This is a genomic window from Bacteroides sp. An19 (assembly GCF_002160215.1).
Classification (GTDB): Bacteria; Bacteroidota; Bacteroidia; order Bacteroidales; family Bacteroidaceae; genus Phocaeicola; species Phocaeicola intestinalis.
The window spans coordinates 19,989-33,250 of the sequence record NZ_NFKD01000052.1; the positions used below are offsets into that span (position 1 = coordinate 19,989).

The 13,262-nt window shown below is 50.8% G+C and carries 8 protein-coding genes; all 8 read right to left on the reverse strand.

Annotated elements, in window-relative coordinates:
* Positions 1-93: 93 nt before the first annotated feature.
* Complete coding sequence (locus tag B5F25_RS15910) at positions 94-696, reverse strand: hypothetical protein (protein WP_087250682.1); 603 nt, start codon at positions 694-696, stop codon at positions 94-96.
* Positions 697-750: 54 nt separating this feature from the next.
* Entirely contained in the window at positions 751-1,284 is a 534-nt protein-coding gene (locus B5F25_RS15915; protein ID WP_140406962.1) for a hypothetical protein, read from the reverse strand.
* Positions 1,285-1,857: 573 nt separating this feature from the next.
* Positions 1,858-2,187 (reverse strand): hypothetical protein, encoded by a 330-nt coding sequence (locus B5F25_RS15920; RefSeq protein WP_087250687.1) that lies wholly within the window; start codon positions 2,185-2,187, stop codon positions 1,858-1,860.
* Between the two features lie 24 nt (positions 2,188-2,211).
* Complete coding sequence (locus B5F25_RS15925) at positions 2,212-3,831, reverse strand: hypothetical protein (RefSeq protein ID WP_087250689.1); 1,620 nt, start codon at positions 3,829-3,831, stop codon at positions 2,212-2,214.
* A 203-nt stretch (positions 3,832-4,034) separates the two neighbouring features.
* A complete protein-coding gene (locus B5F25_RS15930) occupies positions 4,035-6,407 on the reverse strand; it encodes an ABC transporter permease (RefSeq protein ID WP_087250691.1) in 2,373 nt (790 codons plus the stop codon).
* A gap of 486 nt (positions 6,408-6,893) precedes the next feature.
* A complete protein-coding gene (locus B5F25_RS15935) occupies positions 6,894-9,284 on the reverse strand; it encodes an FtsX-like permease family protein (protein WP_087250693.1) in 2,391 nt (796 codons plus the stop codon).
* A gap of 128 nt (positions 9,285-9,412) precedes the next feature.
* The gene (locus B5F25_RS15940) at positions 9,413-10,090 is read right to left on the reverse strand and encodes an ABC transporter ATP-binding protein (RefSeq protein ID WP_087212869.1); all 678 of its coding nucleotides are present in this window, start codon (positions 10,088-10,090) and stop codon (positions 9,413-9,415) included.
* 163 nt (positions 10,091-10,253) lie between these two features.
* Positions 10,254-12,650 carry an FtsX-like permease family protein gene (locus B5F25_RS15945; RefSeq protein ID WP_087250695.1) on the reverse strand — a complete coding sequence of 799 codons (2,397 nt, stop codon included), beginning with the start codon at positions 12,648-12,650 and terminating at the stop codon, positions 10,254-10,256.
* Positions 12,651-13,262 lie beyond the last annotated feature (612 nt).

The following is a 13,262-nucleotide window of genomic DNA, read 5'->3' on the forward strand; positions in this document are numbered from 1 at the left end:
GACGCTGGATTTGCCATCCAGTAAACAACTAAGCTGCCGTTTTCTGATAGGTATTTGTTGAGCGGATTAAAATTGACTTCATCGACCTTCGGTTCAGAGCTTGAAAACGATATAGCAAGGCTTTCCGTCTATATAAAAGGTAAGACGGTACAGCCCTTTTTCTATCGAATCGGTCGTGCCGTTGTAGAGCGAAAAGGAGAAGCGTGCCGTTTCGTTCGGACGGATGGTTCGTATGAGTTTCACCAAATTATACCCTATGAGTTCCCTCTCCTGCTGGGGGAAAGGATACATACGGCGGGGGGCATCAGGAGCGCTTTCCCGAAGAAAATCGAAAGGATAGGACGTGGAGGCTTCTTTCTTTTTATAATGTTGTTCAGGCGGAACGAGTTGGGTAGTTGTGTTTTCCCATTTCCCGTTTTCGTAATGAAAAACCTCGCAAGGGAAAGAGCCATAATACATTTGTAGCTTGCTGTCTTTTTTATTGGTATTCAGAAACGCCACATATACCATACTATCTTGTAGGCTGACCCGCCACGCCTTCTTAATGTATTCCGGGAATTCGGACGCGCTAAAAGCCAAGGCATTCGTTTTCTGCTGTTGCGCAGAATCGGCAGCAACGTGATTCTTTTGCGCCTTGCCTCCACAGCTGAGGAGGCAGAGGCATAGAAGAATCTGTAAGAGTTTAGTATCTTTCATAATAGAATCTGTTTTTAATTTCGGATGACCGTTTCCGGCGTGACGGTATTCGGTTCAGAGTTCGAAGACAATGTGGCAACGCCTGTCTGCCAGCAAAAAGGTGAGGCGGTACAGCCCCTTTTTCACCTTGCCTTCCGTGATATTATAGAGCGGGATGTCGAACCGGACCGGTTTGTCCGGACGAAGGATTCGCCAAGCTTCAATCTTTACCAAATCCCTGCCTTCAAGCTCTTCCTCCGATTGTGGGTTTGCCTCCACATAATTTTTCTCTCTTTTCTTGTGCGCGGACGGACGGGGCAGTTTCATTTGTCCGGTCACTTCTTTCCACCCTTCATGGTCTTGATAATAAATATAGCAAGGGTACTCCGGCAGGTAGTCGTGCATCAGCAGTGTGCAATCCTTTTCCGACTTGTTGACCATTGCCACAATCACTGTCGTGTCCTCTTGGCTGACGCGCCACGCCACCTTTATCCATTCCGGGAAACCGGACGCGCCAAGGGGATATGTTTCGGCTTTCTGTGTTTTCTTGCCACCGCAGCCCAGCAGGCAGAGGAGGCACAGGAGCATCCCTAAGATTCGTGTCTTCATCGTTGTTCCGATTTATAGTTTCCGGCAATAAAGATAGTTTTTTTCCGGCATAAACGGATAAGTCATGCCGGATTTTATTCCGTTCTTGCGGATTATACTTCACGCGGCATTAATTTGTGCATTTGTATATGCCACATGGCAGAGACGATGTGTACATCGTCTTTACGGAAGCAGTGCGACGTATATTTAAGCACTCTTTTTGATGAACATAAGTGAGTGGGTCGTTTCACATAAGTAACTCGGGCGTTTCACATAAGTGAGTCAGTCGTTTCACTTATGTTCGTTCGAGGGGCTTGGGAATTTGTGTGTATGCTTATGTTTTTTGATGACAACGACAAATGCACAAATCCATACCGTGCATAGTATAAAAATCCTTATACTCATTTACGCCGGATTGCAAATCCGGCGTGACGGAATTTATGGTGAAGAGTAATCACTCTTCCTTTCCCTTTCGCTTCAGCTGCGCCATGCACGTTTCCCGATACTGGAGCAGGGTGGCAAAAACAAAGCCCACAGGTGCGGCAGGCTTTAACTGCTGAATCTGTGGGCTTGTTTCAATGAAAAGCAAACAGGTCATTGCTCAGTAAAAACATTCCAGCGGGTATGGTCCCATGCCACAGTGGTTCGCTTTCCGCTAGAAATTTGAAAGCCGACTGTTTCGAATGTCATCGAAGGAGCCGACAAGGTATAGCTGCCGGTAGCCAATTCTATGCCATTTACCAATGCCTTGCCAGTTGTTTCCAGTTCTGTCCCTCCATCCGTACGGATATATACAGTTTCGGGAATGGTTTCGTTCGTCTGGAAAGTGGCATAAAGCCAGCCCGTAGTTTCATCATCGGAACAGGCGGAGAGTGTCAGCAGGGTGAACAGCCCGCAGAACAAGAATACTAAGGTCTTTTTCATAAATGTAAACTTATTATTAGTTAATTATTTCTGCTCTTTCCCGTTAAAATAATTCTTCGTATGGTCTACTCTGTTCAATAAAAAAGTCTTTACTATCAAAGAGGAAGGGCTTCCATCGTGCGGAGTTACACGGACTGCAAATCTTACACCGCAACGTCCCGGTGATGTCCCATTATGTGATGTCTCCGGATCATAAGTTTTATAGAAATGCGTAGAGTTTATACTTATTTTTTCATATAAATAATTCCCTGTATCTTTATAACTAGGACCGAAAGTGCTATATTCTACAATTAAATCCTGACTTTCAATCTCCACATCAGCAATCTTCAAAACTTCAGGATTTATTTGTAAATAAGACGAATAATCTTTTTGTTCTATATCATATTGATCTTGAGTGCGCCACAAATCTAAGACTGTACTTCCATCATTATATGTATATGTTTCTTCAGAATGAATATGATTTACAATAATGTCAGGTTTCCCATTAAAATTGATAACTCCTAACGGTTTATTGTATAACGGTATATAATTGGGAGCAGATGTTATGCCAATGGTTCCCGGCACCCAAAAGGTGATAGGGGTAGACGGGAAAGCTCCTTCTGAAGTTACCGTTCCTTCCAAAGCCATATTAGCACTTAAATCGAAACTTATAGGAATGGCTTGACTACTGCTTCCACCTATAATGGCACTCAATAGATTGACAGCTCCGCCTACAAAGTTTCCCGTTGCGGCACTAAGCGCGGCATTGACCCCTTTCATCACATTGTCGAAAACGGAATTTGGCATTCCTAATTTATTGTTCGATGCCGCCCCTGCAGCATTGTTCTTGTTCTTTTCTAAGAAATCGGAACCGATGCCAGCCAATACTCCCTTGCCTGCAGTTGTAATTAGATCCGACAATTTATTGTTGGATGAAGAGGATGCCGCCCCTAACGTACCGACAAGGTCTCCTTTGACTTCACCCCGTATATTAACAAACAATTCATTATGATACTTCAAATTCCAATAGAAATTGATGTCATTGTAACGGTATTGAGAGATGGTGGGGTCATAAGCCAATTCATATTGCATCATATACCATCTGTTGGAAGCCAACGGAGGGGTATTGTTCACGGTTTTCAACTGCGAATGAACGTATGATTTTGTTATTTGACTTGCATCGATGAAATCTTTTCCCATAAAGTTCAGCAGGCTTGACGGCTTGCTTGAGAGAACTGAAAGTTCGGCTTCCAATTGTGAAGAAGGGGTTATGGTTTCTGTTGTTAGATAGAAGAAAATCCGCATCAGTCCTCTATATTTATTATAGAGAATGAAATAAGGATTCACCAACGGTGCGGATGCATTGGCATCGAATGTAGAATATAACAATTCCCAACCATCAGAAGCCTTTATGTCTGTCAAGACATCATCTCCATACATGTAAGCCAATGAACCCTGTCCGTGCCATGGTGGGTCAATTCGTGCTTGCCCTTTAGGGGTAGGCATGAAGTCAGCTGTTTCCCAATCAAAATAAGCAGGAGTAACACTCCTTGATTCCAGATTCACTTCTTGACTTGAAGTCTCGGTCAATTCAACACTGTCTTGGCATGCACTAAGCGAAAAGATGCCTGCTAAAATGAACGAAATGTAACTTTCTTTTTTCATAACTTTTGTAATTAAAGGTTTCCCAAAAGTACAAACGATGTATTACATCGCAATTGCAAACGTATTACGTTTTTTGTCATTTTGTCACGCCGGATTGCAAATCAGCCGTAATAAAGGAACACAGACAACGCAGACAAGCACAGATAAAAATAAATTTCTGTGCCCTCTGTGTTGTCTGTGTTCAATCGTTCTTCGTTCTTCATTTACTCCGTCCGCAGGTTCTCCGTGGGGTTCATACGGGCGGCTTTCAGGACGAGGGCGGACGATACTGCCCATACGATGAGGAGCACCGCGAGGGCGCAGCCGGTGAAGAGCCACCACGTCAGCTCAATCTTGACGGCGAAGAGCTGGAGGAGTGAGAGGCTTGCCTGCCAGGCTGCCAGCGCGCCGATGAGGGCGGCGGGGAGCGCAATCTTCAGCAGGCCGGAGAGGAAGAGGCGTTGCACGCTGCCCACCGATGCGCCGTGGATGATGCGGATGGCTATCTCGGCACGGCGGCGGCTGATTTCGTCGCGGATGTAGGCGGTCAGGCCGATGAGCGCGATGATGAGGATGCACGCGCCGGTGAAGAAGATGCTGTTGCGCACGTGCAGGATGCCGTCGTAGAGGCTGTTCATCTCCAACGCCAGGCTATACGCGTGCTTCTCTTGGCTGGGCATTGTTTCCTCCACTACTTTTTGCACGGCTTTCATCCCTTCGGGCGAGAGTTGGCGCAGGCGGATGAAGAGGTAACTGCGGGGTTCGGGACTGTAGAACATCACCGTGGGACGTTCGTCGGCACTTTCGGCTATCTGCGAACCGAAATGGATTTCCTCGTACACGCCGCAGACGGTGAGCGGGCCTTTGTGCTCGGTGATGTTCACCGTCTTGCCGATGGGCGAACCTGTCCAGCCCGCCAGTTCGCGCATCCGTTCCACAAACTTGCGGCTGACCATCACCTGACGTGCCACGGTGTCGCTCAGATGAGGCGTGAAGGTACTGCCTTCGATGACGGGAATGTCGAACACCTTGTGGTAATCGTCGCCCACGAGGTACATATCGGCGATGTTCATATACTCTTGTCCCGTCTCAGGGTTGTATACATTGTTTCCGCTGCAATGTTCGAAAGGCTCCTGATAGCCCCACGTCACGCCCGATACTTCGGGCAGCTTTTTCAGTTCCTGCACGCAACGCTGCTGCTCGGTCTTTGTAGTGCCGGGCAGGGAGACGTAGAGCATGTCCTTGTATTCGAAGCCCGGGTCGTAACTGGTCAGCGCGCGGTATTGCAGGCTGATGACCGTCAGCACGGCGACGAAGAACGTGGTGAGGAGGAACTGCACGAAGAGCAGGCCCAGCTTCCAGTGGCGTTTGCTCTCGGTGTAGCGGCGGTAGGCGTAGGTGACGGGGATGCGGGTGTACAGATAGCCGGGCATCACGCCGCAGAGGAGGACGATGAAGGCGGTCACCGCCACGCATACGAGGACGGTCGATGGCGGGAAGAGCGAGCGGAGGCTGTGCCCGATTTGTTCCTGCACCACGTCTTGAATCCCGAAGATAATCAGCACCGCCAGGGCGAGGCTCAGCAAGCCGTGCAGTGCCGATTCGCTGAGAATCATCCGGTAGATGTCCGCGCTCTTCGCTCCGTAGCAGCGGTAGGTGGCGATGCTCTTGGCGCGGTTCACCATTCCGGAGATGACCAGCAGAATATAGTTCAATACCGCTACCGCCAGCATCAGTATGGCGAAGGCAAGGAAGACAATGTTCATGATGCGGTTGTAGTCCGACGAGGAGAAGATTTCGCCGACGGGCTGGAAACCGATGTCATAATCCGCCCCGTTTTTCCTCAGGTCTTCCATCGGCAGGTTGGTCTCCAGCATCCGCTTCACGTTGTCCGTCAGCTGGTCGGGCTTCGTGCCGGGATAGAGTCGGATGTAGCTCTTGTAGCTGTCGTTCCCCAGCCAGTTGTTTCGCCCGTCATAGCGCACTTGTCCGATGGTGGGCAATGCCACCGCTACGTCAATGCGGGGCAGGTGAGTGTTTTCCGGAAACTCCTCAAAGATGCCGACGATGTTCAGCTTGAAGTCGGGATATTCTTTCCACGTCAGCGTGTGTCCCACGATGTCGGTGCCCAGCGTTTCAGCAAGGCGCGACGAGATGTAGGCGTTGTTCTCTTTCTCCAGCCCCGTATGCGGATTCTCGCCTATCAGGATGCGGCGGGGGAAGACGTCGAAGAACGAACTGTCGCACAGGAGGGCGTTGGCGGTCACTTCCCGCTGGTCTTCCGCCACGAGGTGCATACCGCTTTCCAGCCACGTGAAGCGTGTGGCGGCTTCCACTTCGGGGCAATATCGTTTCACGCCCGGAGCGGTGGCTCCCGGTGTTTGTGTATAGGGACGCCACGTGTCTTCTTGCGACGATTTGTATTGCTCGGTGATGCGGTACGTGTCTTCCAGCCGGGGCAGAAAGTTGTCGTAGCTCTGCTCGAAGATGACTTCGGCAAGCATGGTCAGCCCGATGGCGAGGCCGACACCGAGGCAGAGAATCTTAATGGGGTTCGCTTCGCCCCGTCGGAACAGGTTGTTTAATGCTCTTTTCATATGGTTTATTTATGTTTAAAATAGTTTTTTTGAAACGCGGATTAACGCGGATTTTCGCAGATTCAAATTTAATCATCTGTTTAATCTGCGTTAATCTGTGAAAATCTGCGTTTCTTCACAGTATATAGTTACTGTTTAGAACTTGTTTCCCACCTCGGAAAACGTGCAAAATGTCCGCCGAGGGGTCGCCGCAGGCTTTGCAAGTGTTGCAAAGTGCGCGGCGAGGGTCTAAAACGCGTCTCGCAGTCGTGCAAAGTGTCCGCCGAGGGGTCGGCGCGGACTTTGCAAGTGTTGCAAAATGCGCGGCGAGGGTCTAAAATGCGTCTCGCAGACGTGCAAAGTGTCCGCCGAGGGTCTAAATTGCATTTTGCACGTTTTTCAAGGTTTGTTTTCACCACAGATTGCACAGATTTATAAAATTATTATTCGCCAAAGACACGAAGAAATAAATAATAAAATCTGTGTAATCTGTGGTGAAACCCGGATTCACTCCGTCTTCAGGCTGTCCACCGGATTGACGGTCGCCGCGCGGTAATTCTGCACGGTGATAGTCACTTCGGTGATGAGGCAGATAAGGACGCACGCCCCCATAAACACCCACGGGCTGAGCGGCACGCGCTGGCTGAACTGCTCCATCCACCGCGTCACACCATACCACGCCACGGGGGTGGCGATGACGGAACTGACGAGGCTCAGCACGAGGTACGAGCGGCCGAACATCCAGAGTATCTGCCCCGTCGTGGCTCCGTACACCTTGCGGATGCCGATTTCCTTGCGGCGGTGTTCCGCCTCGAAGATGACCAGCCCGAACACGCCTACCAGCGAAATCACGATGGCAAGCAGGCTGAAGAGGGTAATCATCTGCTGCTGGTCTGCCTCCCGCTGGTAGAGCTGGGCGTAGACCTGGTCGTAGAACTTCACGTCGATGGGGTAGCCGGTGAAGCATTCTTCCGCCGTCTGGCGCACGCGGCGCAGGGCGGTGTCCATGTCGCTTCCGGCACGCACGCGGATGTAGGCGTAGGGCAGCTGCCCGTTGGTGTACTTGGCGTTGGGGCAGAACACGTAGGGATAAGCGTCGGTCTTGAGCGAGGTGAACTGGGTGTTTTGCACGAAGCCCTTGATGCGCGCCTGCGTCTTGCCCCATACGAAGAAGTCCACCGTTTCGCCCGCCTGGATGCCCGTCTGCCGCTGCAAGTCCTCGGTGGCAATCCATACCAACGGGTCTTTGCTGATGGAGTCGGAGGGCAGGAATCCGGTGCCCGACGTGAGCTTCATCCCCATTACGTCGGGGAAGTTGGTGGTCACTTCGATGAAGTAGTGCCCGTATTCCTCGCCGTTGTGGCGGAACATGTAGCTGGTATATCCTTCGCTCGACCCTAATTCCCACTTGGCGAACGCCACGTCGGCTATCTCGGCATAGCTTTTCAGTTTCGTGTAGAAGTTGCGGTAGGGGCTGCTTTGGCAGGGCATTTCGGGCAGGCTCGCCACGAGCACCTGGTCGCGGTCGAAGCCCAATGTGCGGTTGCGCATGTAGCGGTTTTGCAGGAAGATGAACGCCGCCGACACGATGAGGGCGAACGACACCACGTATTGGAAGCCGATGAGCGCGGTGCGCAGCCGTTTGCCTTTGCCGCTCAGGGCGTAGTTGCCTTTCAGCACCAGCGCGGGCGGGAAGGAGGTCATGTACCACGCCGGATATAGCCCCGCGATGACGCCCACGGCGAGGGCTGCCGCTCCCGTGCCTGCCACGTAGGGCCAATAGGCGAGGAGCGAGGGCGTGAATCCCATAAAGCCCAGCACGTTGAGGCGGATGAGCACCGCCGTGATGCCTAATGCGAGCAGCCAGCCCACGAGGACGGTGCATACCGATTCGAGGGTGAGGGCGCGGCGCAGTTCGCCGTTGGTGCTGCCCAACACTTTCTGGGTGTTGATGCTGCGCATACGCATCGGGGCGAGGGCGGTGCTGAAGTTAATCAGGTTGATGCAGGCGATGGTGATGATGAGCATGCCGATGACCACGAGGAGGGTGGTGGTGCCGCGGTTTCCGGTCTTCAGGTAAAAGGAGGAATGCATCGTGTAGTAGAGGTCGCGGATGGGGAAGACGTAGAGGGCGGTCTTGTCGCTCTTGTCCACGTACATCCGCTCGATGGCACGGGTGGCGGCTATCTGGCGGTTGGCTTCCTCTACGCTGACTCCGGGCTTCAGGCGGAAGAAGGCGAAGTAGTTCTGGCTTCCCCAGTCGTCCTTCTGCACCGTGTCGCCCATGCGCACGAAGAGGTCGTTTTTGAACTGGCAGTTCTCGGGCAGGTCTTCATAGATGCCGCATATCCGGTACTTGGTGGCGTCGGGCGTCAGGAAGTTTCTTCCTTCGATGTAGAGGTATGACCCCAAGGCGTTTCCTTCGGGGAAGAGCTTGCGGGCATAACTCTCGGAGACGATGGCGCTTTCGGGTTGGTTCATCTCCGCATCGCTTCCGGCGATGAATTTCAGCCCTACCACTTTGGCAAAGTCGGGCGACACTCCCCACGGCGTTTCGTAGAAGTATTGCGGGTTCTTGGGGTCGGTATAAAGGGCGGTCTTGCTCCATGCCGGCGCGTAGATGGTGCCGTATTCGATGCCGGGCACTTGTTCCATCAGGTAGTCGATGGGGCCGCGCGGCAGGAAGCGGATGGTATGGTTGTCGGGGTCGCCCAGGTTGAGCATCACCAGCCGTTCGGGCTGGGGATAGCAGGAGTCGAACGCGCGTTCGTAGTTCACCTTCATCATAATCACGATAAAGGCGGCAAAGGCGAACGAAAGCCCGAAGAGGTTGAGCACGGAAGCCGTGCGGAAACGCTTGAGTGTATAAAACAGGTTTCGTAATATTGTATAGTTCATAAGTGCTTGAGTGGGTGTTTAGGATTCTCACCACAGATTACACAGATTTTATCATTTATTTCTTCGTGTCTTTGGCGAATAATAATTTTATAAATCTGTGTAATCTGTGGTGAAAAATAAAGAGGAAACTACATTTCGGCAATGGAAGCCACAATCTGCCCGTCGAACAGGTTGATGATGCGTCCGGCATATCCGGCGTCGCGCTGGCTGTGTGTCACCATCACGATGGTCGTGCCTTCCTTGTTCAGTTCGGTCAAAAGCTCCATTACCTCTTGTCCGTTCTTCGAGTCGAGGTTACCGGTCGGCTCGTCGGCAAGGATGATTTTCGGGTTCGATACCACGGCACGGGCGATTGCCACACGTTGTTGCTGACCTCCGGAGAGCTGTTGCGGATAGTGCTTGGCACGATGGCTGATGTTCATCCGCTTCAAGATGTCTGCCACGCGTTGTTTCCGTTCGGCGGCGGGCACGCCCAGGTAGGTGAGGGGAAGCTCTACGTTCTCCGCCACATTCAGTTCGTCTATCAGGTTGAAGCTCTGGAATACGAAGCCGATGTTGCCTTTGCGCACGTTGGTGCGGTCTTTTTCTTTCAGGTGTCCCACTTCTTTTTCGTCCAGATAATAATCGCCTGATGTCGGGTTGTCGAGCAATCCCATAATGTTCAGCAGGGTAGATTTGCCACATCCCGAAGGACCCATAATGGCAACAAATTCTTTGTCGGCTATCTCGAAACTGACATTGTTGAGCGCGATAGTTTCTACTTCTGTAGTACGGAATGTCTTGCAAAGGTTTTCAATCTTAATCATAATAGTATGTTTTTTGTTGGTTAATAATATTTGTATGTCTGTTTGTTGAAACGCAGATTTCCGCAGATTAACGCGGATTTTATTTATATGATTTTCGTGCTTTTAATTGATGATTATCGAATAATCTGCGAAAATCTGTGTTAATCTGCGTTTCAAAATGGTGTCACTCTGCCCGTACGCAATCTATCGGGTTGCTGTTCGCTGCACGGTAACTCTGCACGGTCACGGTGACGAGGGTCATCAGGATAATCAGCAGGCAGGCGGCGACGAACACCCACGCCGAGAGCGGCACACGCTGGGTGAATGACTCCAGCCAGCGGTTCATTACGTAATAGGCAACCGGCATCGCCACTGCCGAGCAAAGGATGGCGACTTTCAGACTGGCACGGTTGAATTGCCACAATATCTGGCTCGTGCTGGCACCGAACACCTTGCGCACCCCGATTTCCTTGCGGCGGTATTGCGTCTCGAAAATGGTCAGCCCGAACACACCCACCAGCGAGATGAGGATAGCAAGCACGCTGAAGGCGATGACTACCTGTTGCTGGTTGGTCTCGGCGGTATAGAGTTTCTTATATACGTTGTCGAAGAAATCAATCTCGGCAGCATAGCCGGGGAAGCTCTTCTCGAAGGCTTCGCGGGCGTGGCTCAGGGCTTGCGCAGGGTCGCTTCCGGCTTTTACACGGATGTAGCCGAAAGGAAGCACGTCATCATCGTATAAATTAGGAGTAAATACGAAGGGCGTTCCGCTAAAGGCGGTGATGCGGTTCGAGGTGAACGCCACGTTGTCCACGTAGCCTGTGATTTCGGCTTTCCCCATCCAGTCGGCATTCAGTTCCTGTCCGGTGGGCAGGTTATACATCTTCTTAAATTCTTTAGTGGCGATATAGTGCCTTACGTTCCGCCCTACGGAGTCGCCGGGCAGGAAGTCGCGCCCTTCGGTCACCTTCATGCCCATCACCTTCGGGAAGTTGGTAGAGACGCGGACATAGAAAGGCTGTACGTGTTGCTCGGCTATGGTAAATCCCTGGATGTTGTACACGTTTCCGCCTCCCATCCGATCGTTGGCATACGCTACGCCTTCAAACTCCGGATAGCCCAATAGTTGCTGGTCGAATGCCTTGTAGGGCTGGCTCAGGAAAGGTTTTTGAGGCATTTGGGCGATGAGTAGCATGTCGCGGTCGAATCCGGTGCGGATGTTCTTCTGGTATTCGTTCTGCATGAAGATGAAGGTGGAGCACACGATGAGGCATGCCGAGATGAAATACTGGAAGCTGACCAGTGCGGTGCGGAGCCGTTTTCCTTTTCCACTCAGGGCGAAGTTGCCTTTCAGCATCAGTGCGGGTGGGAACGAGGTCATGTACCATGCCGGATAAAGTCCGGCAAGTACACCCGTCAGTAGGGCGATGCCTACGCTTCCGAAAATGACGGGCAGATAGTCTTTCAGTGCGGGATTGAAACCCAACGCATCCAGTGCCTGTGTCTGCGTGAAGCAAGCTACGATGCCCAGCGCAATCAGCCAGCCCAGCAACACGGTGCACACGGCTTCCAGCACCAGTCCCGTGCGGAGCGAGCCGACAGAGCTTCCCAGTACCTTCTGCGTGTTGATGCTGCGGATGCGCATCGGGGTGAGGGCGGTGGTGAAGTTGATAAGGTTCACGGCGGCGATGCCGATGACCAGTATGGCGATGAGAATCATCAGGCGCGTGTGCTGCAGGTCGCCCGTCTTGAAGTAGAACCACGGCTTGGTGTGGTAGTACACATCTCGGATAGGAATAACCATGGGTTTGACTTCCTTGAAATCAGATGACTTCTCCATCTTATCGTTGATAATCTTGTTCTGAACCAATTGGCGGTTGACTTCTTCGTAAGTGACTCCGGGTTTCAGGCGGACGAAAGCCAGATAGCTCCAGCTTCCCCATTGGTTGAGGTCCCATTTTTCTCCAATGCGACAATAGATGTCATTGGTGAGTTGGGCATTTTTCGGGAATTCCTTGTACACTCCGCTAATCCTGAATTGTGTTTCCTCGGTAGCTTGGTGTGGACTTTCCAAATAGATGTATTTACCTATGGCGCTTCCGTCAGGGAAAAGCCGTTTGGCTTGGCTTTCCGAGATAATGGCTCCGTTGGGGGTGTCCAGCCCTTCGTCATTGCCTTCCACGAAAGTCATTCCGATAGTCTTTGCAAAATCGGGATATACAGCTGCAACGTTTTCCTTGATGTATTTCGGATAGTGCGGGTCAGTATATACCAGATTACTTCCGAATTGCATCGAAAGCAGGGTGCCGCATTCGATTCCCGTGGTCTCTTGGATGGCAGCATCTACAAACGGGCGAGGCACCACCACCAGCTCGTTGTCTTTCCCGTCAATGGAAAGGTTCAGCACCGCCAGCCGTTCGGGTTCGGGATAGCAGGTGTCGAATTGTTGTTCATAACGGGGCTTCATCATAATTACGATGAAGGCGGCAAAGGCGGCGGATAGTCCTAATAAATTTAGGAATGAAGCCGTGCGGAACCGCTTCAGCGTGTAAAACAGGTTGCGTAGAATCGTTTGGTTCATGTTCGTTGTATGTATTAATTTATTAATTCTCTTTTTTACAATTTCAAATGCTATATGTCGTATGCTATCTCTTTTCCTTAAGCAAATATCGTGCCAAATAAAATTTTAATTGATAATCAGGTGATTACATAATAATCATTTTTTTGAAGTGTCAAAAAATTAGACACTTGGTGTCAAAAAATTAGACACCTTATGCTGGTATTGGTTTCTCACTTATGCATTTGTCTTGTCTGCTCTTTTAGTCCCATTATTCTTGTGGATTTCCCAGATTCAAGCATGCCTTTTGATGAACATAAGTTGGTGGCCCGTTTCACATAAGTACCCTTGCCGTTTCACATAAGTGGTCCTGCCTTACTACTTATGTCCGTCTGGATGTGTGTGGATGTTTTTTTGTCCTGTGTGTCCTTCGCGCGCGTATAATTATATTAATGAGTATCCGTTTCAACCATTTTTCATCAGTTTTAAGAATATTCGTCCTGTAATATGTTGTATGGCAGCATTTTGCGTTTATATGTGTAAAAAAGTTCAGAAAAAAGTTTCCATATTGCTTGCAGTTCCGGTAAAAAGGCGTACCTTTGCAACCGCTTTCCGAAAGGGACGCCGCCTGAAAGG

Bases quoted from the DNA above. Each gene is read 5' to 3' on its own strand.
- B5F25_RS15910 (WP_087250682.1), bottom strand. From the start codon at position 696: ATGAAAGATACTAAACTCTTACAGATTCTTCTATGCCTCTGCCTCCTC.
- B5F25_RS15940 (WP_087212869.1), bottom strand. From the start codon at position 10,090: ATGATTAAGATTGAAAACCTTTGCAAGACATTCCGTACTACAGAAGTA.
- B5F25_RS15915 (WP_140406962.1), bottom strand. From the start codon at position 1,284: ATGAAGACACGAATCTTAGGGATGCTCCTGTGCCTCCTCTGCCTGCTG.
- B5F25_RS15935 (WP_087250693.1), bottom strand. From the start codon at position 9,284: ATGAACTATACAATATTACGAAACCTGTTTTATACACTCAAGCGTTTC.
- B5F25_RS15925 (WP_087250689.1), bottom strand. From the start codon at position 3,831: ATGAAAAAAGAAAGTTACATTTCGTTCATTTTAGCAGGCATCTTTTCG.
- B5F25_RS15920 (WP_087250687.1), bottom strand. From the start codon at position 2,187: ATGAAAAAGACCTTAGTATTCTTGTTCTGCGGGCTGTTCACCCTGCTG.
- B5F25_RS15930 (WP_087250691.1), bottom strand. From the start codon at position 6,407: ATGAAAAGAGCATTAAACAACCTGTTCCGACGGGGCGAAGCGAACCCC.
- B5F25_RS15945 (WP_087250695.1), bottom strand. From the start codon at position 12,650: ATGAACCAAACGATTCTACGCAACCTGTTTTACACGCTGAAGCGGTTC.